This window comes from Planococcus circulans (genome assembly GCF_020023385.1).
In the GTDB taxonomy this organism is placed as follows: domain Bacteria; phylum Bacillota; class Bacilli; order Bacillales_A; family Planococcaceae; genus Planococcus.
Genome location: NZ_JAIQCL010000001.1, coordinates 108,646 through 134,670 on the forward strand (window position 1 = coordinate 108,646; position 26,025 = coordinate 134,670).

Annotated in this window: 19 protein-coding genes and 1 other RNA gene; 2 read left to right on the plus strand and 18 right to left on the minus strand. The window is 47.1% G+C overall.

Going from position 1 to position 26,025, the window contains the following annotated elements:
- Positions 1–2: 2 nt before the first annotated feature.
- From K8U60_RS00640 to K8U60_RS00685, 10 genes are all read right to left on the minus strand, one after another.
- Positions 3–3,584, minus strand: a complete 3,582-nt coding sequence (locus K8U60_RS00640; protein WP_223632721.1) for a dynamin family protein — start codon at positions 3,582–3,584, stop codon at positions 3–5.
- A gap of 97 nt (positions 3,585–3,681) precedes the next feature.
- Positions 3,682–4,440 (minus strand): SDR family NAD(P)-dependent oxidoreductase, encoded by a 759-nt coding sequence (locus tag K8U60_RS00645; RefSeq protein WP_223632724.1) that lies wholly within the window; start codon positions 4,438–4,440, stop codon positions 3,682–3,684.
- A gap of 93 nt (positions 4,441–4,533) precedes the next feature.
- Positions 4,534–6,039 carry a carboxypeptidase M32 gene (locus tag K8U60_RS00650; protein WP_223632727.1) on the minus strand — a complete coding sequence of 502 codons (1,506 nt, stop codon included), beginning with the start codon at positions 6,037–6,039 and terminating at the stop codon, positions 4,534–4,536.
- A 53-nt stretch (positions 6,040–6,092) separates the two neighbouring features.
- A complete protein-coding gene (locus K8U60_RS00655; RefSeq protein ID WP_223632730.1) occupies positions 6,093–8,000 on the minus strand; it encodes an ATP-dependent DNA helicase in 1,908 nt (635 codons plus the stop codon).
- Positions 8,001–8,053: 53 nt separating this feature from the next.
- Positions 8,054–9,187 (minus strand): THUMP domain-containing class I SAM-dependent RNA methyltransferase, encoded by a 1,134-nt coding sequence (locus tag K8U60_RS00660; protein ID WP_223632733.1) that lies wholly within the window; start codon positions 9,185–9,187, stop codon positions 8,054–8,056.
- A 559-nt stretch (positions 9,188–9,746) separates the two neighbouring features.
- Positions 9,747–10,126, minus strand: an RNA gene (rnpB, locus tag K8U60_RS00665) — RNase P RNA component class B.
- A 48-nt stretch (positions 10,127–10,174) separates the two neighbouring features.
- On the minus strand, positions 10,175–10,468 hold the full coding sequence (gene gpsB / locus K8U60_RS00670; protein ID WP_223632736.1) for a cell division regulator GpsB: 294 nt from the start codon (positions 10,466–10,468) through the stop codon (positions 10,175–10,177).
- A 64-nt stretch (positions 10,469–10,532) separates the two neighbouring features.
- A complete protein-coding gene (locus K8U60_RS00675; protein ID WP_223632739.1) occupies positions 10,533–11,780 on the minus strand; it encodes a ribonuclease H-like domain-containing protein in 1,248 nt (415 codons plus the stop codon).
- Positions 11,781–11,786: 6 nt separating this feature from the next.
- Positions 11,787–14,057: a DEAD/DEAH box helicase gene (locus tag K8U60_RS00680; RefSeq protein WP_263298519.1), complete on the minus strand. Its 2,271-nt coding sequence runs from the start codon at positions 14,055–14,057 to the stop codon at positions 11,787–11,789.
- Positions 14,050–14,418, minus strand: coding sequence for a YppE family protein (locus K8U60_RS00685; protein ID WP_223632742.1), 369 nt, complete (start codon positions 14,416–14,418; stop codon positions 14,050–14,052). The genes K8U60_RS00680 and K8U60_RS00685 overlap by 8 nt, the downstream gene beginning before the upstream one ends.
- Positions 14,419–14,774: 356 nt before the next feature.
- Between K8U60_RS00685 and recU the strand changes: the two genes are divergently transcribed.
- Positions 14,775–15,386, plus strand: coding sequence for a Holliday junction resolvase RecU (gene recU, locus K8U60_RS00690; protein WP_223632745.1), 612 nt, complete (start codon positions 14,775–14,777; stop codon positions 15,384–15,386).
- A 34-nt stretch (positions 15,387–15,420) separates the two neighbouring features.
- The gene (locus K8U60_RS00695; protein WP_223632748.1) at positions 15,421–18,129 is read left to right on the plus strand and encodes a penicillin-binding protein 1A; all 2,709 of its coding nucleotides are present in this window, start codon (positions 15,421–15,423) and stop codon (positions 18,127–18,129) included.
- Positions 18,130–18,176: 47 nt separating this feature from the next.
- On the opposite strand, the gene K8U60_RS00700 is transcribed toward K8U60_RS00695, so the two are convergent.
- Genes K8U60_RS00700 through dinG form a run of 8 tightly spaced genes read right to left on the minus strand, consistent with a single transcriptional unit; the run spans position 18,177 to position 25,890 of the window.
- On the minus strand, positions 18,177–18,515 hold the full coding sequence (locus K8U60_RS00700) for a YpoC family protein (protein ID WP_223632751.1): 339 nt from the start codon (positions 18,513–18,515) through the stop codon (positions 18,177–18,179).
- The gene (gene nth / locus K8U60_RS00705; protein ID WP_223632754.1) at positions 18,490–19,170 is read right to left on the minus strand and encodes an endonuclease III; all 681 of its coding nucleotides are present in this window, start codon (positions 19,168–19,170) and stop codon (positions 18,490–18,492) included. The genes K8U60_RS00700 and nth overlap by 26 nt, the downstream gene beginning before the upstream one ends.
- Positions 19,171–19,182: 12 nt before the next feature.
- A complete protein-coding gene (locus K8U60_RS00710; RefSeq protein WP_223632756.1) occupies positions 19,183–19,884 on the minus strand; it encodes a DnaD domain-containing protein in 702 nt (233 codons plus the stop codon).
- Positions 19,885–19,914: 30 nt separating this feature from the next.
- Positions 19,915–21,210 carry an asparagine--tRNA ligase gene (gene asnS / locus K8U60_RS00715; protein ID WP_223632759.1) on the minus strand — a complete coding sequence of 432 codons (1,296 nt, stop codon included), beginning with the start codon at positions 21,208–21,210 and terminating at the stop codon, positions 19,915–19,917.
- A 31-nt stretch (positions 21,211–21,241) separates the two neighbouring features.
- Positions 21,242–22,432, minus strand: a complete 1,191-nt coding sequence (locus tag K8U60_RS00720; RefSeq protein ID WP_263298520.1) for a pyridoxal phosphate-dependent aminotransferase — start codon at positions 22,430–22,432, stop codon at positions 21,242–21,244.
- A 15-nt stretch (positions 22,433–22,447) separates the two neighbouring features.
- Positions 22,448–22,924: a cell wall elongation regulator TseB-like domain-containing protein gene (locus K8U60_RS00725; protein ID WP_223632762.1), complete on the minus strand. Its 477-nt coding sequence runs from the start codon at positions 22,922–22,924 to the stop codon at positions 22,448–22,450.
- Between the two features lie 8 nt (positions 22,925–22,932).
- On the minus strand, positions 22,933–23,103 hold the full coding sequence (locus K8U60_RS00730; RefSeq protein WP_191714259.1) for a YpmA family protein: 171 nt from the start codon (positions 23,101–23,103) through the stop codon (positions 22,933–22,935).
- A gap of 24 nt (positions 23,104–23,127) precedes the next feature.
- Complete coding sequence (gene dinG, locus K8U60_RS00735; protein WP_223632764.1) at positions 23,128–25,890, minus strand: ATP-dependent DNA helicase DinG; 2,763 nt, start codon at positions 25,888–25,890, stop codon at positions 23,128–23,130.
- Positions 25,891–26,025 lie beyond the last annotated feature (135 nt).

The following is a 26,025-nucleotide window of genomic DNA, read 5'->3' on the forward strand; positions in this document are numbered from 1 at the left end:
GTCTACACCCTTCCGTCCATCAAATTTGAATACAGCTCTTTCCATTGTGCCAATCTTTCAGATTGCTGAAGCAAAGTACGCTCCGAATCGATCTGATCGACGGCTTGGCGGAGAATATGCTGGCGTAAGCCTTCCGCTTCCTGCTCGATCCAGAATTCCGCCCAGTTGCCGAGTTCTTTTTTCTCTTTTTCCAAATAACGCAAGGCATCCGGCTCCATCATGGATTGCAGTGCATCACGCAGCTTCTCTTTTTCATTTTTCTCAAAGAAGCTCTTATTGTTCTTGTAATAGGATTTGACCGATGAATAATCGGCATCCGTGAATGGTTTAGCAATATTCAACGAACCTGCTTCCTGGACTTCATACGGTGTAAATGAAAAGTCCGGATTCAGTTCTTTCAGCTTGGCCGTGTCTTCCTTAAAGCGCATTTCCAGTTTCTTTTCGATAAACTGGCCCAGGCGGAAATTGGTGACACGCAATTCCTGCTGGAAATCAAAGCCGGTCATTTCGTTTATGTCCTGCAACGCGGTATCCAAGGCTTGCTGCGCCGATTTGTTTGAAAAGACCGACGGGTTGAATGCTTCTTTGAAAAAGTCGTTGAAGCGGTAGAAAACCCGCTGATTGACGTAATACAGCAATTCATCCAATTCCTGCAGGGCTTCGCGCTCCAATAGTTTCGCGATGGAAGCGCCAAACAGGATGCGCAGCTGCTGTTCAAGATGCTTGAGTTCTTCCAGCCGTTCGTCTTTTCGCATCAGGTTTTTTTCCGTATGTTCGATCAGGCTCCGAAAACGATCCACCGTTTTCTGTTCTTCCTCCGCCAGTGATTGGACGGCCATGCCTTTCAGCTCTTCCTTCAGGAAATGCTGGAACGCTTCCTCAAACTGCGGCATGCCGGAATGTTCCCGGTCACGCAGCGCTAACAGACTGGATACTCCGAACAACCTTGGGAACCGGATGCCGAAACGCTGCAGCTCGTCTTTCACATAAGTGACGACCGCATCTTTTTCCTGCTCGTCGTTGGCCAAATCGATGGCATTGACGACAAAGAACATTTTATCCATTTCAAAGGCATCTTTGACTCGGCCCAGCTGGATCAGGAATTCCCGGTCCGCCCGCGCAAACGCATGGTTGTAATACGTGATGAACAGGATGGCATCAGCGTTGCGGATGTATTCGAAGGCGACATTGGTATGCCGCGCATTGATGGAATCCGCTCCCGGCGTATCGACCAGCGTTACGCCATTGCGCGTCAGTTCACAATCATAATAAAAGTCGATTTCATCGACAAAGCAGCTTTTTTCTTCTTTCGCTACATACAAACCGAATTCTTCCCGGTCTGTCCGGACGGTTTCACCCAAACGGTCCTTGAAGCCTTCATAGCCTTTGTTGAAGGCGATGATGAACGATTTATGGACCTGCTGTTCAGTCGGCGTATCCTCCGGCAATTTCAGCGACTTGGCGTAGGCATCTTCCAAAGACGTCACTTCAATCCCCAGTACATGGAAGGAGTTTTTAACATCTTCCGTCATCTGGGCACGGGTCTTCAAACGCACATCCGCGGTTTCGTGCGGATGCTTTTCCGTAACTGGACGGATCCGGTTGATGGTTGCCGTCGTCGGATTCGGTGATACCGGCAGGACAGTTTCACCCATCAAGGCATTTGAAAATGACGATTTCCCGGCACTGAATGCACCGAATAATGCGATGGTAAATTCCTGTCCTTCCAGGCGGCCGGCTTTCCGTTTCAAATAGGCAGCCGTTTCGGCAAAGCCTTTGATCGGGTTGATCACTTCTGCGGTGCGGTTGGCACGTTCAAGTACAGCTTTTTCATCGAATGCCGCCACTTCAAGCACTTCAGTCTGTTGTTCCTGTTCGACCTGTTGCTGGTCATCCTTTTCCAGCATCGCCGGATCGAATTCAGTCATCTCTTCAATGGAAACCTCAAACTCTTCCAGCCATTGATCCACTCTTTCTTCGGCGGCTGTTTTTTGCTTCGGCAGCATCGCCGAATAGGATTTTTTCACTTTGTCGATTTTGCTGTCCATTTCTTCAAGCGTCTGGATCGCCAGTACTTTTCTGGACAGATTTTGTGCTTTCATGTCAATTTCCGTGCTGACATCATCCGTCAGTCCTTCGAACTTTTCTTCCTGCGCTTTTTTCCAGCCGTCCGTTTCGCGGATAAACCAGCGCTGGACAGCTGTAGAGATGCTGTTGGCAAAATTCAGCACGGCATCTCCCGTCGTGGAAGCACCTGTTGGGGTTTGATCTTCGACTATAGCAAATGGCACATCAAAGACCATATCATCGATCGCCAGGGATTCACTGTCGGTCAATAATCCAGCATCCTTCAAAGAAGCCTTCATCAATTTCTTCAGGTGGTTGGTGATTTGGGAAGAAACGGTCGACTCCAGCCGCTCGTCCACTTCCTGTTTTCTTTTCTGGCGTTCTTCTTCTGTCTTTTTGCCGCTGAACAGCATACCTACTTTGAAATTCGGTTGGACCGACTCCAAGTAGCTTGTCAATGCGCTGCGCAGTTCATAGGGCATGATATTCGAGTTTTCCAATAGTTCCTTGCGGCTCTTTTCGAATTTGGCCTGCCAGTTTTCAAAATCCTGCACAGACATTCTGCGTGACACCAATGCGTTTTCCTTTTTCAAGTCTTCACGCATTTCCCATTCTTCCGGATCAAGAACTTCAGAAAATGCCTGCAGGCGCTCCGCTTTTTCATCTTCCAAAAACTTGATGTGCTCATCCTTCAATTGGTCCAAGGCCGAATCCGAAGCTTCGCCGATATGGCCTTTCCAGTTCTGCATGGTCGATGACACCAATTCTTTGACCTGTTCGAAATCATTGCCAGGGAAAGTGAAGTCCTTCAAAGATGTAAAGAAGATGCCTTTTGGAACGACTCCCCATGCTGCAAACGAATCATGTACGGTTTGCTGGAAATCCGCAAAGCTCATTTCGCTGCTTTGATGCTTGTCGATTTGGTTGACGATCAAGTACAGCTCGGTGTATTTCTGCAGTTCTTTCGTGAAATTGAAATTCAATTCGGATTGCACATGGTTATAGTCCATGACATAAAAGACCATGTCTGCCACATGCAGAGCCGATTCTGTCGACAGCCGGTGAGCGTCATCCGTCGAATCGACGCCAGGCGTATCCATGACGGTGATGCCTTTCGGCAAGACAGAAGCTTGGTGGCCGATGTCGATCTGTGTGACATCCCCGCTTTTGCAGAATTCCTTAACAGCGTTAAAATCGTAATTCTCGGGAAAATAGACAGGCTTCTCGTTTCGCATATTGACGATGGCGAAGTCCTTATCCGCTTTCTGGACATTAACGATATTGGCACTCGTCGGAATCGGGCTGGATGGCAATAAAGTCTCACCTGTCAGCGCGTTGATCATGGATGACTTACCGGATGAAAAATGGCCGGCAAAGCCGATGATGAAATTATTCTTCAAGATTTTCTTCGCAAATAAATGGGCTTTCGCTTCACGCTCCGTATCTTCGTTGTCTCTGAAGATCTTGTAGAGATGTGCCGTTTCAAGTAATTCTTTTTTATGATCCAGAACTGTCATTTAGAAATCTCCTTCTCCGCTTACTGCTCTCTATCATATCATTTTTACGTCAGAACGAAAAACATCCTTCCTGAAATCAGGAAGGATGTCCACTTTCTTATGAAAATCCATGGATGGACATGCCGCCATCGACGAAAAGCGTCTGCCCCGTAATGTAACTTGCTGCATCCGAAGCCAGAAACACGACCGGTGATGCCACTTCCGGCAACTCCCCGACCCGTTTCATCGGTGTCACTGCCAAGATCGAATCCAAATACTCCGGATCGCTTAAGATCTTTTCCGTTAAAGGTGTTTTAAAATACCACGGTCCAATCGCATTGACACGGATATTCTTCGGGCCCCATTCCATCGCCATGACTTTGGTCATCTGGATGATTGCAGCTTTGGATGCCGCATAAACCACACCGGTCTTCAACGCACGGTCGCCTCCGACTGAACTGATATTGATGATGGAACTGCCGCTGCCCATCTTTTTGACGGCTTCCTGTGAAAACATGAAGACACTTTGTGCGTTAGTGTCCATAATCTGATGCCATTCCGCGTCCGTTGCCTCCGACAAAGAGGAGCGGATATTCATTCCGGCATTATTGACGAGAATATCAAGCGCTCCGAATCGCTGCATCGTTCTTTCGATTGCAGCCAGAATGTCGCTGCGCTTTGTAATGTCCGCAAGCACATAGGATGTGCGGTCATTGCCGATTTCTTTCTGGGTTTGCTTTAGATCGGCTTCAGTCCGCGCTACCAGCATGACATTGGCTCCCGCTTCTGCAAGCGCCATGGCGATCGCTTTGCCGATTCCTTTCCCTGCGCCTGTCACAATCGCCGTCTTGCCTTTCAAACTGAATGATTTCAACATCGTTTATCGCCTCCGCTCCTATTATAATCAAACAATTCGTTGTTTGTCCTAAAAATAAGAAAACCGCCGTGAAAATTCACGGCGGTTCTTTGGTCAATTATCCAGTTGATAGATCTTCGAATATTTCTCTTCCAGATACTCAGCCAAGTGATCCGGGTTTAGTCCTTCTCCCGTGACTTCCTTAAGAATTTCCAATGGTTTTTTAAACGCCCCATGATGATGGATATTTTTGCTCAACCACTCACGAATCGGCGTGATGTCCCGCTCCGCCAATAGCTCATCGAAATTCGGCAAATCCTTCAGCATCGCATTCTTGAGCTGCGCCGCATACATATAACCCAGTGCATACGATGGGAAATAACCGAAGCTCGCGCCTGCCCAATGGACATCCTGCAGCACGCCTTCCGCGTCATTGGAAGGCCGGACGCCCAAATACTCTTCGTATTTGTCGTTCCATAACTGTGGCAAATCACTGACCTGTAAATCTCCATCAAATAACCCTTTTTCAAGTTCATAACGGACCATAATATGCAATGCATACGACAGTTCATCCGCTTCAATTCGAATCAAGGACGGTTTGGATTCATTGATTGCCCGCACATAATCCGCTAGTTCGACTTCAGCAAATTGCTTGGGAGCATATTCCTTCAAAAGGCCGAAGTTTTTCTGCCAGAAATGTTCATTGCGGCCGATAAAGTTTTCGCAGAACAAGGACTGGGATTCATGGATCCCCATAGATGCACCCGTCTCAATCGGCAACCCAGCTAATGCTTCACCCAAATTCTGTTCGTACATGGCATGTCCGCCTTCATGGATTGTGCCGAAGACGGCGTTGCGGAAATCGCCTTCGTCGTATTTGGTCGTTACGCGGATATCCTGCCGGTTAATCGATATCATGAACGGGTGAACCGTTTCATCCAGTCTGCCTGCTTCGAAATCATAGCCCAGCTGCTCCAGCATCTGCCGGCTGAAGTCCTGCTGTGCCTGTTTCGGAAAATGGTCATAGAGAAATGCCGTTTCCGGCTTGTTTGGTGAAGCGGCAATTTTTTGAACCAATGGCACGATGCGTTCGCGCAGCTTGCCGAATACCTCATCCAGAACTTCAGTAGTCATCCCCGGTTCGTACTGATCGAGCAAGGTATTATAGGGACTGCCATTTTTTTCACCCCAATAGCCGACCATTTTTTTCGTACTGCTGACCAAATCCTCCAGATAAGGAAGGAACAACGAAAAGTCCGAAGCTTCTTTAGCGGTTTCCCATACCGATTCCGCTTTCGATTTCAAAATGATGAATTCTTTGTATTCTGCAGGAGGGACCTTTTTGCTCAAATCGTATTCTTTGCGGGCTTCTTCTACAGAACGGCGGATAAAAGGATCCAGCGTTGCCTGATCCGCTTCCAAAGAAGACAGCAATTCGCCGAATTCATCCGATGTCGATAGATTGAATACTTCCGCAGATAAGGTACCGATGCTTTCAGAGCGAAGTTCCACTCCTTTTTTGGGAGCACCTGTCCGTAAATCCCAGTACAATAACGCGATTGCTTCTTCATAACCCTTAATCTTGCTGAAATGATCGGTAAACTGTTTTTCGAGTGACACAAAAATCCCTCCAATGGTTGATGAGACTATTGTATCACAAGGAAACCAGCAGCTTAAAAGTTTTCAGCAGGTACCGGCAGGATTGTTTCCCATAGATGTTCCACACGCAACTCGTCTTCATTTAGCAGCAAATGGATTTCTCCATAATCCTTCGAGGTCCGGATCAGACGTCCAATTCCCTGCTGGATGCGAAGCTGCATGAAAGGCAAATCGATTTCTTCCAGCGGATTATTGCTGAATTTGCGCTTGGCATCAAAAACAGGATCTTTCGGTGGGAATGGCAGATCAACGATGATGACTTTCGTCAATGCTTCACCGGGCAGATCCAAACCTTCCCATAGATGATAGGAACATAGAATCTGGAACTTGCCTTCCTGGAACTCCTTGACGACCGTCGACAGCTCACGGTCCCCTTCGAATTCAATGGTGTATTGATGGTCCAAAGGCAGGGATTTCTTGAAGTTATCCATTTCCATCTTCGAAGTGAACAACACCAGCGACTGATCACCTGTACTGAACAGGTCATAGACACGTTCGAATTTCTGCTCTTGTTCAAGCGGATGCTTGAAGATTTTCATAACATCTTCATAGTCGAATGGAGATGGTACAGAAAACGATTGGTATTTGTCGATTCCAAGACTATCCGATAGGTAAGTGAAATCTTTTTGGATCGATAAGGTAGCGGAAGAAAAAATGATCGGAATTTTTCCGTCAAATAGTTTTTCATCCAATATATCCGTTACAAGGCGCGGCATGATGACCAGCGTCTCGATTTCGTCTTTTATTTCCAGCCACGTTACAGCATCGCCTTCTTCGACAAACAAACGCATCGAGAAGGTGTATTGCTCAAAATACTCTTCCGCCAGACGCAGTTCGTATTCCGGAATGGTGAACAGCTCGCCTTCAAAGACAAATTCCTCCATCATCAAATCGATGTGGCGAATCAGCATTTTGCCGACTTTGACCAATTCCGGCGCTTTGGTGATCGCTTTTCGGTCTTCGATGCTTTCGACGGTATGGATGCGCAGCAGACGGAAAAATTCGTTGTGCAGATCGATTGCCTGCTCAATCATGTTCAAGGTTTTTTCGCGCATGCCATCGGAAAGAATGCTTTCCGTTACATCTTGAAGCGTGCTTTCCTGTACTTCATAAGTCAATGCACGCTGTGCGGAAAATTCCAGCAGATGGCCTTCATCCAGTACGATTTGGGAGAATTCAGGAAGCAAAGGTGTCTGCCCTTCACGTTTGCGTGTTTCTTTTGTCCAAATATGCTCCATTAGGAAGTCATGCGAGCAAATGACCAGATCCGTCGCCTGGCGGTAATGGTTGCGGTGGATGGTCTGTCCGCATTTATTGCGCAGTTCACAAGCATTGCAGTTCTGGATCGGGTGGTAGTTGACTTGCTGCCATTCTTCATCCGTGACTTCCGGATAACTTGAGCGTTCACCGTATGGATAAGTGTTTTGCATGGAATAGGTTTTGTTGACGAATTCCGGCAGGCTGTATTCGATATCGTCCAGAAAATCAGCATCGCTGCGTTTTTTTGCACCTTCCAGGCGCTGGAGACATAAATACTGGTCGCGCGATTTCGCCAATCGGACATCCAGGTTCAAGTCAAACAGCTCATTCAGGCGGTCAACATCCCCGCCCTTTTTCACCAATTGCTCGATCAGGGTTTCATCTGCACACGATATAAGTGCCGGTTTCCCGGTATAGCGGGCATAGGCGATGGCCGGAAGCAGGTAGGCCATGGTTTTCCCTGTCCCTACGCCTGCTTCTGCAAACAACACTGCTTTTTCTTTCAATGCCTGTTCGATTTGGAAAGACATGAACACTTGTTCATCGCGAAGATCATAGCCTTTTTCAGGCAATTCGTCGTAGAAGATATCGCCGATCCAGTCATTGAGTGATTCAAAGAAAGTTTTGTCCTTCGTTAAAGGGAATGGTAGTGGCTGTCTCATAAACTCTCCTCACAGAGAAACGGAAGAGCTGCTGCCCTTCCGTCTCGTCTCATTTATTTTTTAGAACGTTCTCCCCAGAACTGGAAAAGATCTGTACGGATAAACCCGTTGAATAATTTACGTTTTTTTGTAGCTGGCTGACCATAAAGGGTTTCGAAACGCCCCATGGAGGACAGCATGTAGACTGACCATGTCGGATGCTGCGCAAATACGCGGCCCATGTCAGCAATCATTTCTTCGATGACTTCAATTTCACCAAGACGCTCTCCGTAAGGCGGGTTGCCGACGACAACGCCGTTTTCTTCTGTCGTGGTGAAATCTTTTACTTGGCGCTGCTCGAATTGGATCAAGTCAGCAAAACCGGCTTCCCGGGCATTTTCTTCCGCAATCTTCAGCATGCGATGATCGATATCTGTCCCCAGAATGTTAAGCGGTTGGTCATAGTTCGCCAACTCTTCCGCTTCTTCGCGGACTTCATCCCAAATTTCCTGACCGATCCATGGCCACTCTTCGCTGTCGAAATCACGGTTATAGCCAGGCGCCAGGTTTTGTCCGATCATTGCCGCCTCGATGGCGATGGTTCCGGAACCACAGAACGGATCCACGAATGGACGGTCGGGAGTCCAACGTGATAATTTCACCAAGGCCGCAGCCAAGGTTTCTTTTAATGGTGCTTCACCCTGATCCAGGCGGTAGCCGCGTTTATGAAGGCCGGCTCCACTCGTATCGATGGATAGTTGGACCTTGTCTTTTAAAATCGATACTTCTATTTTAAAGCGCGGTCCGGTTTCATCCAAAAAGGAATTGCGGTGATACGCTTTTTTCAAACGCTCAACAATCGCTTTTTTAACAATGGACTGACAGTTGGGCACACTGTGCAAAGTCGATTTAACCGATTTCCCTTGTACCGGGAATTCAGCATCCACCGGCAGGAACTTTTCCCACTCGATTTCTTTTGTGCGTTCGAACAGTTCATCAAAGGTATATGCATTGAATTCACCAGCAATGATCTTGACGCGGTCAGCTGTCCGCAGCCATAGATTTGTTTTGGCGATATCGCGTTCATTTCCTTCAAAAAATACTTTGCCGTTCTCAGTTTCCGTTTCGTACCCTAATTCTTTTACTTCGTTGGCTACAATGGACTCAAGGCCCATCGCGGCGGTTGCGAGCAATTTAAATGTTGTCATAACGACTCCCTCTCCAGTTGTTCACTATTTCAGATTTCAGTGTTTGTTTTATTGGTGGTCAATTGACCTACCTATATATTTTCAGTGTATAGGTTAATCTCTTTTTAATATTAACTCCTTTTCTGCTGTTGATATTCCGCAAACCAACTCCGCTTTCCTGCGGGCTTGCGCCGAACTAACTCGGACTTGCTGTCCGAGTGGATTTCGGCACTTCGCTATACCGCGGGAGTCTCCGTTGGTGTGCTCCATATCTTTTTAAATCAGAAAAATAAGGAAGCAAATTTTATAAATCTTGTAGGTTATTCCGCAAAACATTTAAGTTTGTATTCTCTGGATATCTCTTAGAAGAAAGAGTGGAAGGCGGCGACTCCTGCGGGAAAGCGGAGTGATGAGACCCCGCAGGAGCTTGCGACGAGGAGGCTCAACGCTTCGCCCGCGGAAAGCGTCCGCCTGAAACGATTTCTTCAAAATCTATGCTTTTAAACATTCCGTCTTTTAATATGAAGAAAAGCTCCCCCAAAAGGGGAGCCTTTGATAAGCATTTTAAGACCATGTGAAATTCTATAAGCCATGTTTTGTTTCCACGTACTCAAACGGTTTGCACCTTGTACTAGTGGACAGCAACCATCTATCTGCAAACTTGCGTCTGCCTCTTCATCGGTTCATTTCCCTCAGAAAAGTGCCCCTACCATAATTTGGGTTTCTCGCTCACGGGGTTTACCTCGTTCCACCTGTATAATTTCTTATACAGCTCCGTCACTGTGGCACCTTCAGGGTATTTCGGCCATATCCGAAGACTTAGGCGTTCTACCCGCCGTCAGCTATTGCTAGCTGCCCCAGCTTATTGTTTCACTGGGCGCGATCACTACGGTCATCTCAGAACCGTGCGAGCATGGACTTTCCTCTCCAGCTAAAAAGCCGGAGCGATTGCCAGAATTTCAAATGGCTTTATAAGTATACGTCATTTGATGCAATAAAACAATCGTTTTAGTTGTTGTCCAGTTTGTTTCCGAAAACATGGTTCTCTAAATGGGATAGGCGGCGCAAAATATCGAAATTGGTTGTGCCGGGAGCCGGTGTCGCCTGTTTTCTTGGTGTATCTTCCAATTCCATACGCAAGCGTTTGTTTTCATTTTGAAGTTGTTCGATCCGCTTCGAGAAAGCTTCGTAATCCTGGATGATTTCGTCCAGGAAATGGTCCACTTCATCCTGATTGTAACCGCGCATCGCTGTTTTAAAATCTTTTTCAAGTATATCTTTAGATGTGAATTTATTTTCCATTCCAATCGTCCTTCCATAAAAAACTACCTTATGCTAAGTATAGCATAAGGTGGATTTTTCGTGTTTAGTTCTCTTCAAGTTCCGGGCGTTTTTTTCGCTTTTTCTCTTCCAGGCGCGCCAATCTTTTACGGATGTCTTCAATGAGCGACTGGCGCACTTTCGTATGCTCGCTTGCTTCTTTTGCAAAGCCGGCCATGATGACTGCCTGATCCAAATCACGCAGTTGATGCTCGTACAATTTGGCTGCATGGATCCATGCTTCCACTTCGATGCTGCCGCGCAAGTGAGGGGCAGCTTCCTTGAACAATTTAACGGCTTCCTCCGGCTGGCCACCTCTTTTTTTCTGAATGGCCAACAAATAACGCGCTAATGCAGAAGAGGCTCCTCTTTCGACCGTAACATGTTCGAGATAAGCCGCACTTTGGTCGAACTGCTTCAAGTCGGCATACCATTTGCCGATATTGGTGTAGGCACCGCTCGTTTCCGATTCCATATCCTCCATCAGTAAATTGGATGACAATACATACAATGACACCAGTGACAGGATATCCAGTTCATTGTGGTACAGAACTTTTGCCAGGCCATCCGGAAAACCGCTCTTCACTGCATCGAGGTAGATGGCGGGAATCAGGTAGCCCGGCACATCCCCCTGCCGCATAAAACCGAGCTTCTCCTCTTCGATGGTGCTCAGCTTCATCCGGGCCAATTCATTTTTCCAGATCCGTTTGGTGCCATGGAACAAATCGATTTGGCGCGGCACCGGCAATTTCGGAAGAATGTGTCGATGCATGGTCCAGCGGGACATCAGCTGGGGCCAATCGAAGCTTTTGCCGTTATAGGAAAAGATGATGGGATCATCCGTTTTCCATAGACCGGTCTCATATAGAAACGCCGCTTCATGCGAAGGGTCCGGCATGATGTATTGCATCATCTCGAAATGATCACTGCGCTTGACCAATAGGCCGATCAAAAAGATATAAGCACCCGTTCCGCTGAGCCCTGTCGTCTCCGTATCGAAAAAGACGAGCGGATCCTCTTCCTTCAGTTTGAAAGGGTGGTCAAAATCCGTATTTTCCCAGGCCTTCAGTACGGGATCCAGTTCATTCAAGGTAACGGATCCATGAAGGGTATCGAGCGGATAGATGATTTTCTTCCGAAAGACAAATCCGAATTTATTCTCGACAAGCTCCAAACCGATCCTATTCCATTTATCTTCGTGAAGCGGCCGCTCTGCCGCTTTGGGCTGCTGCTTCTGGGCAGGCTTTTTCTTCAACATGCCTTTCATCTGGAGAAGCTTATTTTCAAACGACATCCCTCTTCACCTCTCTTTGCGAAGCTCATCCAGCAACCGGATGACATGGCTCTTCATGCTGACGGCAGCATCTTGTGCACCGATGCAGGACGGGCATCCGTCCAGGCAAGGGCATTCCGAGACATGCTGCTGCGCTTTATCGAGCAATGGCCGCCACAAATCGTAGATCCGCTCGCTGATACCGATGCCCCCCGGATAGGAGTCGTGGATGAAAAAGGATGGCATATCATTGTGCGGCGATTTCACCTGCGGTACGACATGGACATCCCGCCGGTCGCATTGAACGAATATCGGGATGAACGACTCGATCGCATAGGCAGCTCCGGTCATGGTATCCGACAATTCCGCTTCCGAAAAATCTTCCGGCTTCGTGAAGCTCAGCCACGTCGACGACGTATGCAACTCTTCCGCCGGCAGTGAAATCGGTCCGGAACCGATATTGTCATGTGAATCAAAACGGATTTTTTTGAAAATCGTCGGCATCGCGAGTACCGCGATATCCCCGTAAAAAACTTCCGAGCCGTTCATCTTCTTGTCTTTGTCTTCACTCATCACTTTCAGTTCCACTGCCAGATTGGCATCCGTGAAATAATCGACGTCGACTTCCCTGACGTAAGCTTTCTTTTCTTCCCAGTCCAGGATCTCCACTTGAAATTGTGTGCCCTGATGCAGGTAAATCGCTTCTTCATGCAATAATGTCATGGCGCTGAAACGGTCCATTTCACCGATCACACGTGTGTCTGCAGGTATAGACTGGTCGATGATGACGACATTTTCCTGCGAAGCTGACCGCAGGGAGATGTCATGCGCCGGGAAACGATCGCTCATCCAATGCCAGCGATCCGATGTCCGGACGAGCACCCCTTCTTCCTGCAGGTACTCGAGCAGTTCCTGGACTTCGAACTCCCCGTATTGATCGTCAATGCGAAATGGCAATTCAAACGAAGCACATTTCAAATGGTCCATCAGGATGATGATGTTCTCCGGGTGGATGCGTGCTTCTTCCGGAGACTGGTCCAGCAAATATTCCGGATGGTTGATGATGTATTGATCAAGTGCTGTCGACTGGGCTACATAGATCACCAGCGATTCATCCTGCCGCCGTCCAGCCCGTCCTGCCTGCTGCCAGGCGCTGGCGATATTGCCGGGATAGCCCGTCATGATGCAGGCCTGAAGCTGTCCGATGTCGACGCCAAGCTCCAGTGCATTGGTGGATACCACGCATTGGATCGAACCGTCACGCAAGCCTTTTTCGATGGCTCGGCGCTCCGTCGGCAGATAGCCCCCCCGGTAGCCTTTAATCGAGTCGTCCTGCAGCTTCATTTTGGTGATCGCCTGAAGATACGTTACCAGCATCTCGACACGGACCCGGCTCTTGGCAAAGACGATGGTCTGAATGCCATTTTTGATCAAATGGGTGGCCAGGTCGCGGACTTCCAATATCGCGCTTCTGCGGACACCGAAAGTCGGATGGATAATCGGTGGATTGTAGAAGACGATATGTTTCTTGCCTGAAGGTGCCCCGTTTTGGTCAATCAGCTTGTGGATGCTGTTGGTCAGGTTTTCCGCCAGCTCTTTTGGATTGGCGATGGTCGCGGATGTACAGATAAAGACCGGATTGCTGCCGTAAAATTCACAGATCCTTTTGAGTCTGCGGATAACATGCGCCACATGTGTGCCGAATATGCCTTTGTACGTATGCAGTTCATCGATGACTATATAATGAAGGTTCTCGAAAAGAGAGACCCATTTTGTATGATGCGGCAGGATGGCGGAATGCAGCATGTCCGGATTGGTCATCACAATCTGTCCTGCTTTACGTACCTTGGTCCGAATCGCCGGTGACGTGTCTCCGTCATAGGTATAAGATAGAATCGACTCTTCGGTCTTCTCGATCAAGTCATGGAGATCACTTTTCTGGTCTTGCGCCAATGCTTTTGTCGGGAACAAGTACAGAGCCCGTGCACCCGGATCGTTTAGAATCTTGTGCAGGACCGGCAGATGATAGCAATAGGACTTTCCTGACGCTGTCGGTGTTACGGCGGTGAACGAATTACCGGAAGTCGCCAAATCGAACGCTTCACGCTGATGGGTATACAACTGCTCTATGCCTTTTTTGCGGAGAGCCGCTTTTAGGCTGTCGTGCATTTCCGGTGGAAAGTCAGCGTATTGGGCAGGTTTTTCTTGTCTGGTATGCCAATGCACGATCCGCTCCATCATATCCGGTTCTGTTTTCCATTCATCCATCAACTCAGGCAGGTTTTTTCGCTTAATCATTCTGAGCACTCTTTTCATCGATGGCCAAGATGAATGTCTGGAGCGTGTATTGGGCCGCCTGAATTGTCTGGATAAAGCGTTTCTTGCTTGTCTCCTTATAAAAACTCTGAACAAAAAATTGTGTCATGCCTTCCGCCGCTGTATCAATTGTCGGCTTGTGGACATACTTAGGGCGCTCTTGCTGGATATACAGCAATGATTCTTTTTGCCATTCATTTATTTTTCCATGCCAGTAATCGGCATATGGTTTAACATCCTCGTAAAAATCAGGAACCGCGTCTTTTTCGCGCATTTCATAAAAGCGGTCCAAGCATTTTCCGCATTCGTCGTATAATGCAGAAGAGAGTTCTCTAACTGTCATTTTGCAACCCCTCCATTGCCATTAGTTTATCATATTCACTAAAGCGACACGACTTTTATCGAACAGACATTCTTTCCTGTTGGAACGTGGGAAGAAATCCGCTATTATTAGAAGATATAAATAGGGTGGACTATAAAGTTGAACTTCAGAGTATCGAGTTGATTTGTTTAGCTGCCTTTGCCTCTCAGCGATCCTCTCCGCACGGCGATACCGGAAACAGCTTCAAGGGTATGTGAAAAAGAATCACGGAACAGCCATAGGCAACGGTCTCAACCTCAACTTAATCAGTTGAAACTTTTCATCATATCAGTCGTCTAAAAGCTTGTGATATGATAGAGTTAGCGAGGTGTATCACAATGGCAATCAATTACCCGAACGGGAAAAAATTCATTCCGTCAAAAGTTCAACCTGCCAAAGAAAAAACTGCCGCAAAAAAGAAGAAGGATTTCTCCTTCAGCAACCGCGGCAAGACATTAGAAGACGAATTGAATGAAACCAATGATTATTATCTTCAGCTGGGATTGGCCGTCATCCATAAAAAACCGGTGCCCCTTCAGATCGTCAGAGTGGAGTACCCTTCCAGAAGTGCAGCCGTCATCCGGGAAGCGTATTTCCAGGCTCCTTCCACGACAGATTACAACGGCGTGTGGAACGGCCGGTATATCGACTTTGAAGCAAAGGAAACGGAAAACAAGACATCCTTCCCATTGAAGAATATTCATGATCACCAGATTCATCACATGTCCCAGGTCGTCAAGCAGAATGGTACGGCGTTTATGATCATTCGATTCTCTTCCTGGCAGCGGTATTTCATCATGCCGTTTGGAGAACTCGAGGTTTTTTGGAACCGGATGATGACTGGCGGAAGAAAATCGGTTACTTTGCAGGAAATTGAAGAAACTTCATTTGAGATAACACCTGGAGCATTCCCACGCATCGATTATTTGCCTCTTTTGACTAAGCTTTAAGCACCATCATATATATGAAAGTGAGGAACCGATTTTGAGCGATAAACAAATTTCGCGTGAAGAGCGCCGCAAAGCAATCGAACGCCAAAAGAAGACCAATAACAAAAAGAAAAAGAAATCCCCTGCAGTGACATGGATGAAACGCATCCTGCTGGCAATTGTCGCCATCGGTATAGCCGTTTTCGTCTTCGGAGCCTCCCTGTTTGCGTACTATGCAAGCAGCGCGCCAGACCTTGATGAAGAATTATTGCGTGATCCGATCAGTCCGACTTTCTATGCAGCAGACGGTGAAACCGAAATCCCTTATATCACCGCCGAAAATCGGGAGTATGTCGATTATGAAAATATTCCCGAATCGATCGAAAATGCCATTTTAGCGACGGAAGATAATCGCTTCTATGAACACTCCGGAATCGATGTCATCCGCTTAGGTGGTGCTGTCATTGCAAACATCACCGGCGGCTTCGGCTCACAGGGAGCCAGCACCATCACCCAGCAGGTGATCAAGAATTCGTTTTTAACAAACGACAAGACCTTAAAACGAAAAGCACAGGAAGCTTACCTTGCATTTAAGCTGGAACGTGAATACGAAAAAGAGGAAATTTTCGAGATGTATTTCAATAAGATTCTGATGTCCGGAAATATCTATGGTTTCGGAACTGCTTCAGAATATTTTTACGGCAAGCCACTGAGTGAGCTGACTCTCGCTGAATCGGCTTTGCTTGCAGGTATGCCGCAAAGTCCCAATGGGTATAATCCGTTCACTAACCCTGAACGTGCAGAAGAACGGCGAAATGTCGTTTTGAGCCTGATGGAACAGCACGAGAAAATCAGTACGGAAGAAAAAGAACAGGCACAGGCAGCACCCGTTGCCGATTCATTGGTTCCTGAAGGCGAACGCCAGCCTCAGACGGCCAGCAGCGAACACACAGCGTTCATGGAGATGGTTGAAAATGAGCTTGAATCATTAGAAGGCGATTATTCGCTTGATGAAGGCTTGACGATCTACACGACGCTGGAGCCTTATGTCCAGACAAAAGTCAATGAAGCGATGGCTTCCGATTTGTTCTTCGATGAAAATGTCCAATCGGCCATTACTGTCGTCGATACGAAAACAGGCGGAATCAGCGCAGTTGGGGCCGCACGCGAATACACCGGCGATGTGCGTCATAATTATGCTACCGCAAAAAGCCGCCAGGTAGGATCGATCATTAAGCCCCTGCTGGATTATGGTCCGGCTATCGAATACCTTGGATGGTCAACCGGCCAGACGATTGTAGATGAGCCTTATTCTTACGATGATGGTGGCCAGGATGTCCGGAATGTAGATGGACAGTTCCTTGGAACAATGACGATCCGTGAAGCACTTTACCGCTCACGTAATATCCCAGCCATTAAAACCTTGAAGGAAGTCGGTTCTGAAAATGCCGGTGAATTCATGAAGAATGTCGGACTCGACATGGAAGGTATCTTTGAATCGACAGCCTTGGGATCCGCCGAGTTTTCAACTGTCGAAATGGCAGGTGCTTTTGCAGCCCTTGGAAACAAAGGCGAATTCATTGAACCGCATACGATCAAGAAAATTGTTTTCCGTGATGGTTCGACCGAACAAGTTGTCGAACCGGAACCAGTGCAGGCGATGAAAGACAGCACCGCATATATGGTCACGGATATCCTGAGAGATGTAGTGGATACGAATCTTGCAGGATCTACAGGCAAAGAAGCCGCCATCAACGGTCTTGATGTGGCTGGTAAAACTGGTACAACCAACTATTCGACTGATGAAATAACAGATCTTGGACTGGATAGCAGCTCCGCACCGGATATTTGGTTTGCGGGTTACACAACAGATTATTCCATTTCTGTCTGGAGTGGCTATCCTAGCCGGAAGACACCGATGGATACAGCATCAGATGAACGGCTGTTATCTCAACGATTGTTCAAAAGTGTAATGTCAGAGATTTCTTCTCCAGAGACAGCCCGTTTTGAACAGCCAGAATCAGTAACTGAGCAAGTGGTAGAAGTAGGCTCTGATCCATTAAAATTGGCCAGTGCTTTTACACCCTACAGCATGCGCAGCTCTGAATTATTCGCCCGCGGCACAGAACCGAATTCAGTTTCGCAACGCTATATCGTTGAAGACCTGGATGCTCCAAGCGGGTTGCGTGCAAATGTGGAAGGTGATGCAGCGCAGTTATCCTGGAATCACGGCGACGACGATGTATCCTTTGAAGTATCGGTCGAGGTTGATGGATCACGTACCGTACTCAACACTTCATCAAGCCAGTCCTATACCTTCAATGGCCTAGAAGAAGGTAAAAGCTATACCTTCCGTGTTGTGGCTGTCAACAGCACCCAACGAAGCGATCCTGCTTCGACTGTTGTAGAAATTGCTGCTGCTCCTGAAGAACCGGAAGAAGAGCCAGTTGAAGAAGAACCGGCTGAAGAAGAGCCAGTTGAAGAAGAGCCGGTCGAAGAAGAGCCGGTTGAAGAAGAACCGGCTGAAGAAGAACCAGCCGAAGAAGAACCCGTAGAAGAAGAGCCAGCCGAAGATGAGCCAATTGATGTACCGGAAGACCCGACTGAAGAAGAGGAAGGCGAAACGCCTTCTGTTAACAGCAGCGGGAACAATAATGCTGATAATGGCAATGGTAACGGGAATGGAAATGGAAATGGCAATGAAAACGGGAATGGCAATAATGATTCCCAAGACGGCGAAGCCGACAGTGAAGAAAATAACTAACACAACGAAAAACCCCGAGTGCCTTGGCATTCGGGGTTTTTTTTGCTCTATTCTTTTAAACGGCTGAGTTCGATCCGCTTTCTTGCAAGTGTCTTCTTCAATTCTGAAAACAGCTCGTCCATCTGGCGGTATGCAGCGTAAGTGCCCGGAGATGCCTGGATAAATGATAAACGTTCTGAGCCATTCAAGGGTTCGAATCTCTCATCCTGCAAAGCTTCACGGCAATGGGCCAACAAAGAATTATATACCTTAAGGCCGGCTTGCATGGCATCTTTTGCTCCCCTGTTTCGCTGGTGATGGAGATCGGCTAATTCTGTTGATAGCTGATTCCATTCCTGAAAAAAAGGTTCTAGCTGATCTTTAGTTAATTTCTGTGACGATTTCACGTTTAACAAGTCCTTTTTTCTCACGCTTCTGCCCTTCACGACAACGATCGAACAGCGGACAGATATGGCAGCCCGGATTCTGTGATTTACAGTGATAGCGGCCAAAAAAGATGATTTGGTGATGCGTTTTGGACCAGTCATCAGCGGGTGTTTTTTTCATGATCGTTTCTTCCACTTGAAGCGGATTGTCTTTCCAGCGGTTCAACCCCAGACGTTTGGCGACCCGTTCGACATGAGTGTCCACTGCCAAAGCGGGAATTCCAAAAGCCACTGAAACAACTACATTTGCCGTTTTGCGCCCCACTCCCGGCAACGTCATCAGAAGATCCCGATCAGCTGGTACGATGCTGCCGTATTCATCGATCAACATCCGGCTCAGCGCCTGGATGTTCTTAGCCTTATTGCGGAACAGGCCGATGGAGCGGATATCCTGCTGCAGCTCTTCCAAGGATACCGATACATAATCCTCAGGTGTATGGTATTTTTGGAATAAGTCAGCCGTTACCCGGTTCACCAGCTTGTCCGTGCATTGAGCGGACAAGAGCGTCGCAATCAGCAAATCAAACGGATTGCGGTGGACCAATTCACAATGGGCATCCGGGAACATCCGGTCCATCTCATCAAGACAAGCAAGCCATTCTTTTTTGGACATCATCTACTTCACCTTCTAATTGCGGTCTTCCAGCCAATTATAAAACTGAACTTTTTTCGCAACGTTCTCTGTCGGCTGAATCCGTATATTTTTCTCTCTGAAAGAGCTCGCGTGTTTAGTAACCTGTGTAGAGGTTTTAATGTTCTTCTTTTTCCATTCGAATAGAATCCGGTCTACATAACGGAGACTGATTTTTTGGGAAATGACCGCTTCTTTCAATGCCATCCGGATCACTTCCGGCGTATGGCCATCCTGGTCCATCCACATCGAAATGGTTTCGATTTCCATCGGAGACAGGAAACGCCCGAACTCCTGCTCGAACAATTGGAAGATCTCCCCTTCCAGTTCTTTTTGGGTGTTTTCTTTCACTTCATGCTGTTCTTTGTAAATACAGTCCAGCACTCGATCCCATAAAGGCTGCAAAGAAATGATTTCTGTCAATACATCGTTTTCAGTCGTTTGTTCAATTGCCAAATATCCTTGCTGCATTAATTTCTGCAGCATCGTCGTTACGCTTTTTTGCGAAGTCATCATGCGTGCACCGATTTCATCAGGCGTCGGAAACTGGTTCCCGGTTTGTTGAAATGCCTGTATATGCATGAGCAGCATGGCTTCTTCGTCTGTGATCTTCAGTTCTTTATAAAACTGAAAAAAAAGCTGGGAAATGTTAACATTCCCCTGCTCAATCCACGTTTGCAGCCGATTAGGTTGTTTCATATCCCAACCACCTTTCCATTCATTATTTTTTTATGGGTATAAGCGGTTCAATAGTCGTGGGAACGGAATTGATTCTCTGACATGCTCCACGCCGCTGATCCAAGCCACTGTGCGTTCAAGGCCCAAGCCGAACCCTGAATGTGGAACAGCTCCGAATTTGCTTAGATCCAAATACCAGGCATAAGCTTCTTCATCCAACCCGTGTTCTTGGATGCGTTGCTTCATCAACTCATAATCATGGATCCGTTCAGATCCGCCGATGATTTCCCCGTAGCCTTCCGGTGCAATCATATCTGCACATAATACGACATCATCGCGTTCTGGATGCGGCTGCATATAGAACGGCTTGATGCCGATCGGATAATTGGTGATGAAAATCGGCATATCATAGCTTTCCGCCAGGGCCGTTTCATGCGGCGCGCCAAAGTCTTCGCCCCATTTGATGTCATCAAAGCCGTTTTCATTCAGCCATTTGATGGCATCATCATAGGATACGCGCGGGAATGGTGCTTTTATTTTTTCAAGTTTCGATACGTCTCTTTCCAGACGTTCCAATTCCAATTTGCAGTTGTTCAAAACAGACTGGACGATATGGGAAACATATTGCTCCTGTACTTCCAGGCTTTCGGCATGTTCCATAAAGGCCATTTCAGGCTCAATCATCCAGAATTCGATCAAGTGGCGGCGTGTTTTGGATTTCTCGGCACGGAAAGTAGGTCCGAACGAGAATACTTTTCCAAGCGCCATTGCAGCAGCTTCCATATAAAGCTGGCCTGACTGCGACAAATACGCGTCTTCGTCAAAATATTTTGTTGCGAACAATTCAGATGTTCCTTCTGGAGATGAACCCGTCAAAATTGGGGGATCCACTTTCACAAAGCCATTTTCATTGAAAAATTCATAAGTCGCACGGATAATTTCGTTGCGGATTTTCATGATGGCATGCTGTCTGCGTGAACGCAGCCACAAATGGCGGTTGTCCATCAGGAATTCCGTTCCATGTTCTTTTGGCGTAATCGGGAAATCCTTCGCTTCGTGGATCACTTCGATGCCTGTTACTGCCAGCTCGTAGCCGAATGCAGACCGCTCATCTTCTTTTACTTCCCCAATTACATATAAGGACGTTTCCTGTGTCAAGGCTTTAGCAACCGCGAAAATTTCATCGCCCACTTCCGCCTTTACGACAACACCCTGTACGAATCCTGAACCGTCGCGCAGCTGCAGGAATGCAATTTTTCCGCTTGAACGCTTATTGGCGATCCAAGCTCCTAGTTTTACTGTTTGTCCGTTATATTTAGCCATTTCGGCAATGGTGATTTTTTTCATCCAGCGATAGCCTCCAAAAAATAATGTGGTCTTAGTCTTTCCATTTAGATGTAACAAATTGATGGATCCGCTCTACAGCTTCCGTCAACGTTTCAAGCGAGGTTGCATAGGATAGGCGGATCGTCGAATGCGCTCCAAATCCTGAACCTGGAATAACCGCAACGTTCGCTTCAGTCAATAGAGCTGTTACAAAATCGTCAACGGAAGCATATCCGGTTTTCGCGGCCGCTTCCGAAACATCCGGCAATAAGTAAAACGCGCCCTGAGGACGAATTACGTTGAAACCCGGAATGTCCTGCAGTTTCGGAAAAATAGCAGTCAAACGTCTTTCAAACGCCTGACGCATTTCTTCCACGGTGTCCTGTGATCCATTGTAGGCTTCAATTGCTGCATATTGAGAAGTAGTTGTCGGATTTGATGTGGAATGGCTCGCCAAATCAGTCATAGCTTTGATCAATGTAGCATCACCAGCTGCATAACCAATGCGCCATCCTGTCATCGAATGGGATTTTGAAACCCCATTGATCAAAATCGTGCGGTTTTTTGCATCTTCCGAAAGAGTTGCGATGGAAGTGTGCTCAACATCCCCATAGATTAGTTTTTCATAGATTTCATCCGAAACGATCAGGATATCAAATTCCCGGCAAACTTCGGCCAATGCTTCCAATTCCTCTTTGGAATAGATCATGCCAGTCGGATTGCTCGGTGTATTGAGGATGACAGCTTTCGTCCGGTCAGTCACAGCTTCTCTCAATTGCTGCGGAGAGATCTTGTATTCCTGGCTGGCTGTCGCTTCTATGTATACCGGAACGCCCTGTGCCAATTTCACTTGCTCCGGATAGCTGACCCAATAAGGAATCGGAATGATCACTTCATCGCCTTCATTCAGCAATACCTGGAATAAAGTGTAAAGGACATGTTTTGCCCCGATGCCGACCATGACTTCTTTCGGTTGGTAGCTCAATTGCTGGTCCCGCTGCAACTTATTGATGATGGCTTCTTTCAAAGCGGGCAGTCCGCCTGCTGGCGTGTATTTCGTCTTGCCGTCTTTCATCGACTGATAAGCGGCTTCCAGAATATTTGCCGGAGTATTGTAATCCGGTTCCCCGGCTCCCAAACCGATGACATCGACTCCTTGAGCTTTCAATTCATTTGCTTTTGCAGTGATTGCCAAAGTTGTTGAGGGTGTTAGAGTTTGTACACGATTCGCTAAGTTGATCAAATTTTTTCCGCCCTTTCACAAATTCAATATGCGTTTCCACCAAGTTCCATCATCAGCTGTTAAATAGACGTAATTTAAGCTGTCCTCTTCATTCAAAAAAGCAATTTCCCATACCGGCCCATCGCTTTCCATACCGAGTTTGGTATGCAGGATTTTCTTGACATCCATCTCTGCAAGGGCAAGTTCACGTGCCTGTTGAGCAGTGATTTTGTCATCCAATAGCGTCGTCTGGATCTTGCCTTCACCTTCCGGCACAAAAACAGCGGTCAATTCACCTTTGCTGTTTGTTCCAAGCACGGTTACGGAAGCAGAAGAATTGGTATAGACATACGCCCGTTCCACCTCTTCGATCAACTGCTCGCTTTTTGCACGGTCAATTGCCTGTCCTTCCGTTTCCAAATAAGGCTTATTGCCAAGAAACAATACCAGGATGATGATGGCTACTGCCAAAAAAGATAAAAAACCAAGTATGAATGTGATCCATTGTCTCATTTCATCACCTATGTTTTATAAATTGTAAAAATCGCTTTTTCAGAATCTTCCTTATCGAGCGCCAGCCCGAACATTAAATTTTTGTCTTTCAAGGTGCGGTTCAAGGCGTCCACCACTTTATATAAATCTGATTGATACGTAAGTTCCACTGTGGAGATCACTTCAATTTTCGATTCCATATATGTGCCCTTCCTTTCGTTAGTTCATTGCTTATTATACCAAGCTTCAATATCCGTTACCATCTTTTCTAAAGACACTTTGGATACTTTGACTTTCGGCAAAGCACTTATAAATTCATGCCCATACGATTTCGTCTCGATTCTGCGGTCCAGCACGATGAACAGTCCCTTATCGTTTTTCGAACGAATCAGCCTGCCGAATCCCTGCCTTAGCCTGAGCACTGCTTCCGGTAATGCATAATGCAGAAATGGATTGATGCCTTCGCGTGTGATGATTTCAGAGCGCGCCTTGAAGATCGGCTCATCCGGTGAAGTGAACGGCAAACGCACCACCACTACGGCACGAAGCGCATCCCCCGGCACATCGACGCCTTCCCAGAAACTATTGGTGCCAAACAGCACGGATTTCTGGAAACGCTGGAATGATTTCAATAATTTCATGCGGCTGCCCGATGAAATGCCTTGCGCAAACAGCATGTAATCATCGAGCAAACCTGTATCCTGAATCAAATCAACGGTTTTTCGGAGCATATCCTGTGACGTAAATAACACAAAACAGCGGCCTTCTGTCACTATAACAGTCTGAATCACCGCATCCGCAACCGATTCGATGTATTCATGCTGGGAAACCTGCTGGATGTCCGGCATGTCTTCCACTATATATACATGCGCTCCTTGATAAAAATCCTTGGGCGGCTCGAACTTCAGGATGGGTACATGCTGTGGAATACCGATTTGGTTGACGATAAAGCGGTCATTGGCAGGAACAGTCATCGTTCCGGACAGCCAGATGATGGCTTTGTCTTCACGCGCTGAAGCGACTACTTTGTCCACCAGAGATGCTACAGCAAACGGCCGCTTGTATAACGATAAACTGGTCGGCAGACTTCTCAAGTCACCTTCAATCCAGCTGACTTCGTCTGTCAGCGGAAAAACAAAAATTTCACTGAACTCGACTGCCTTAACCATCATTTCCTCTGTCCAATAACGCCAGTCTGCTATCGTCAGCTGGTCCTGGATGGTTTTTTCCGTCAAACGCTCCGCTTTTTGCAAAACGAGCTGCGACAGATCAATCCATTCATTCAAATAACGCAACATTTCCAGAAATCGGCTATCTTCAAGTGACAGCTCGCTTAAGAGCGATGCATTCTTCTTATGGCGGCTCGCGGCAAACTTCGTCGCAAACTCAACTGCCATCAGGCTTGAAACTTCGTCGAAAAGCGAAGTGAACTTTTGGAACAGAGACTCCAGCTTAAGCAATTCGGGAACATTCGAAAAACCGGTTCGTCCAGCTGTCTCAAAGAGCGCTGCAAATAACTGCTGATCGTCCAAGCTGCCAAGCTGGCCGAAAATATATTTCCATTGCGTATAAACAAAGGTTTTTTCATGCTGAGAAACTGCTGCCTGCACAACCTGATGCGCTTCATCCCAGATATACGCATCGACATTGGACAGTATCGTTTTTTTGCTTAAATGCTGGTTCAGCAAAAAAGCATGATTGGTCACGATGATATGGGCATACTGTGCCTGTTTCAGCGCAAATTCATAGAAATCCGCCTTTTTTTCCTGCTTCGACAGCTTGCGGATATGCGAACGGCGAATCTTATCCAGTACAAACTGGCCACCGCTCGACGAATTGATTTCATTTAAATCACCGGTTTCTGTGGACGTCAGCCAAACCAGCACTTGCATGATCGTGAAGGTTTCGTCATAGGATTCATCATCGCCTTGCAGCAATTCCACAAAGCGGGCAAGGTCGATATAATGCGACAGGCCTTTGATCAGCGAAATCCGCACAGGGGAACCGATAAAGGCCTCGACCATCCGTCCTTCCTTCAGCACCAGCTGGTCCTGCAAATGCGTCGTATAGGTGCTGATCAAAACCTGTTTGCCGGTTTTAAGGGAATAATTGACCGCCGGAAGCAAATAGGCAATTGTCTTGCCCATGCCTGTCGAGGCTTCGATGACCAGCTCTTTTTTATGTGCCAGAGCATCCTCGATCGATGCCATCATATTGTATTGGCTCGGCCGCTTTTCGAAATTTGGAAAAACGGTTTCAAGTCCCTGACGCCAATCCCGAGGAAGTGATTCCTGCATATCCGCATTTGCCGCAAATGAGGTTCTCGGCTTTAAAGGGATTCCCTGGAACCGGTCGAAACGATCAGCCTGCGCATTTCTTTTTTTCTGTGTCAGCTCAAAGAACAGGCGGGACAGATCCGATTTCAACTGGAAAGACCGCTTATGCAGAAAGGCCAATGTATCGTAAGGCAATGATTCCAAGTCATTTTTGGCGCGCAAAAACAACAGGGCCGTAGCCATGGCATCATCGTCCGCACGATGGGCGCTTTCCAACGGAATTCCCAGCTCCGATGTGATGTCCTGCAATTTAAAGCTGAATGCTGTCGGGTACATCAGCCGTACCAATTCGACCGTGTCCATCGTGATGCCTTGCCAGTTCGGCAAACCGCTGCGTTTTAGCTCTGCCTGCAGGAAAGGCAAGTCGAAATTTGTATTATGTGCAACAAAAATAGCATCTTGCATCTTTTCGTACACAGTTTCTGCGTAATATTCAAAAGCATGGGCATCTGCCACATCTGCGTCTGCAATATTCGTCAGATCCTGGATAAACAATGGGATGGTTCGTCCCGGATTGATGAATTTCGTATATGTATCGGTAATTACCTCATTTTCTATCGTTACCATTGCCAGTTGAATAATCCGGTCACCTTTTGCAGGGGAATGGCCCGTTGTTTCAATATCGACAACGACATACTTTTGCGTGTTCATCTTAGCCCCTCTTTCTTAGGTGATTGCCTAGAAAAATTGTAACATATCCTGCAGTTTTCCGCTTTCAAGATGAAAATTCAAAATTCTTTCCTGCCTTGCATACCTTGCATACAAAAGAAAAACAGCCTCCGAAAA